Source organism: Massilia brevitalea (assembly GCF_030711405.1).
In the GTDB taxonomy this organism is placed as follows: Bacteria; Pseudomonadota; Gammaproteobacteria; order Burkholderiales; family Burkholderiaceae_D; genus Telluria; species Telluria brevitalea.
On record NZ_JAULSI010000103.1, the window covers coordinates 1 to 2,437 of the forward strand.

General features: G+C 53.9%; 1 protein-coding gene. It reads left to right on the top strand.

Translation table 11 applies throughout. From position 1 onward, the window contains the following. Nucleotides 1-638: 638 nt before the first annotated feature. Nucleotides 639-2,437: DUF927 domain-containing protein (locus QWL29_RS26420; protein WP_305825830.1), on the top strand; the 1,799-nt coding region annotated here is incomplete at its 3' end.

The window sequence follows — 2,437 nt, forward strand, 5'->3', positions numbered from 1 at the left end:
AATTATCCACCTATCGATGTGTCCGGGGACATTAGACCACTACACGCATCAACCACCTTGCAGGCGGCTGCAATGATCCGGCGACAAAGGATTTAGCTAGGGTCTACTACAAGCCATCACACCCTGAAGCTGGCAGAGGTGTTCATTTCGTTCATGTAAGCGAAGGACGACTACTTTCCATTGAAGACTTGCCAGACATCGTTGTCCCAGCCAACAAGCAAAAAGTTTCTCTCCATCGCTTTGTCGAGAAGCGTCACCACGCAGTCGCTGGCACCGAATCCCGCGGCCCGGACCTGAACTTTGAGCAAGGGCTGACTTACGTCGTCGAGCGCTGCTCGTTCATGCAGCTTGCTTCAGCAAGGGGGACACAGAACAAACTTTCGGAGCCGCTTTGGATGGCTATGATTTCGAACGCCTGTCGTTTTGAGAACAGTGGGCCTTGGATTCACTCGTCGAGCCAGCACCACGACAGTTATGATGAGGGTGCTACTAATTCCAAAATCGAACATGTCCGGAACGGATCAGCACCAATCTCATGCGCTCGAATCCGTGAGATGGGGTTCACAGGCTGCCCAAGCGGCGGGTGCCGTAAGCCGAACGGCCAGCCAACTGCGGCCCCAGCGGGACTATATGGGTGGATGTTCCAGCGACAGTTGAATGCGGAAGAGACAGCTACCGATGCACTTCCGGAAGAATACGATGTTCCTGGCGGCTACAAGGTGAACCCGAACGGAGTGTTTAAAGTTGGCGAAGCAAAAGATGGCGAACCTACGTATTTGAAGCTTGCGTCCCGCATCGACGTAACGGCACTCACTCGAGACCTGGAGAGCTCGAATTGGGGAACGGAACTACGATTCACCGATCCAGACGGTGTCGTCAAGACTTGGGCGCTTCCGAGGGAGCTCTTGGCAAGTAATGGCGAGTCGTATCGGGCCTCGCTTCTTAGAATGGGCGTGGCGATTGAGCCAAGCAAGCTGGCTAAAGAAGGCCTTTCTGCATACCTCATCGCCGCTACTCCAGAGTCGAGAGCAAGATCGGTGGCCCAACCTGGGTGGTCCAACGGACTGTTCGTGCTTCCAAATGCGATCTACGGGCAATCAAATCAACGCATGGTTTTCCAAACGAGGGATCCTGAAGAGATTAAGCGATTTTCGCAGGCCGGTACGCTCGAAAGTTGGAAGACGCACGTAGCGGGTCCTTGCCAAGGAAACTCAAGAGCAGTGACCTCCATTTGCATCGGTCTCGCTCCGCCGTTGCTTTCACTGATCGGTGAAGACAACGGTGGATTCCACCTTCGTGGGGATAGCAGTACCGGGAAAACCGTGTGCCTAGCAGTCGGAGCAAGTGTATGGGGGAGCCGCCAGTTAATCCGGACTTGGAACATGACTACGAACGGTTTCGAAAGTGTGGCAACGATGCATAACGATCTACTCTTGCCTCTTGATGAGCTGGGTCAAGCCGATGGCAAAGCAGCTGGTGAAGCGGCATACATGCTGGGCAATGGCCAGGGAAAAAGCCGAGCCGATCGTAATGGAGATGCCCGCACTGCCAAGCGATTCCGCAACCTAGTGCTTTCCTCTGGTGAGAAGAGTCTAGCGGACATGATGCAACAGACTGGGCATACCACAATGGCCGGCCAAGAAATTCGTATGGTCGAAATTTCTGCAGACGCCGGTTGTGGCTTTGGGATCTTCGAGAACATTCATGGCGCTGAGAGATCGCAGGTCTTTGCTGAAGGGTTGAGGGCTGCAGTGACCGAGCACCATGGAACTGCCGGACGTGCGTTCGTTGAGATCCTCGCTAATGCGGAACTTCAGCCCCGTCTGGTCGAAACGGTGAAGGCATTGATTGAACGCTTTGTCGAAAAGTACGTGCCGAATGACGCAACAGGGCAAGTCGGCCGTGTTGGCCGACGCTTTGGCTTAGTTGCAGCAGCGGGTGAGCTTTCGATCGAACTCGGTATTCTTCCTTGGCCTGCCGGTGAAGCAACAGCGGCGGCCGTTAAGTGTTTCGAGTCGTGGATTGAGCAAAGAGGCGGCACGGGTAATCAGGAGGAAACGAAAACCGTTGCTCAGGTGCGCCGCTTTATCGAGCTCAATGGTGAGAGTAGGTTTACGTCATGTGCCGATGGCATCGATAAAAACAGTGCCGGCAAGACGATAAACCGTGCCGGTTTTCGCAGGGCTACACTCGATGATAGAACCGAGTACTTTATTTTTCCGGAGGCATATAGAACTGAGGTATGCGCAGGGCTGAACCCAACTGCGGCAACGAAAATCCTGGTGAGCCAAGGACTGTTGGCAGTTAACGGCGCCGGCAAGCCTCAAGTCGATATGCGCTTACCTGGTGTTGGAAAAATGAAGATCTACCACTTAAAACCAGAAATCATGGGTGGGCGGTCTCAAGAACCAATTGCAACACCGGGGTTAATGGATCG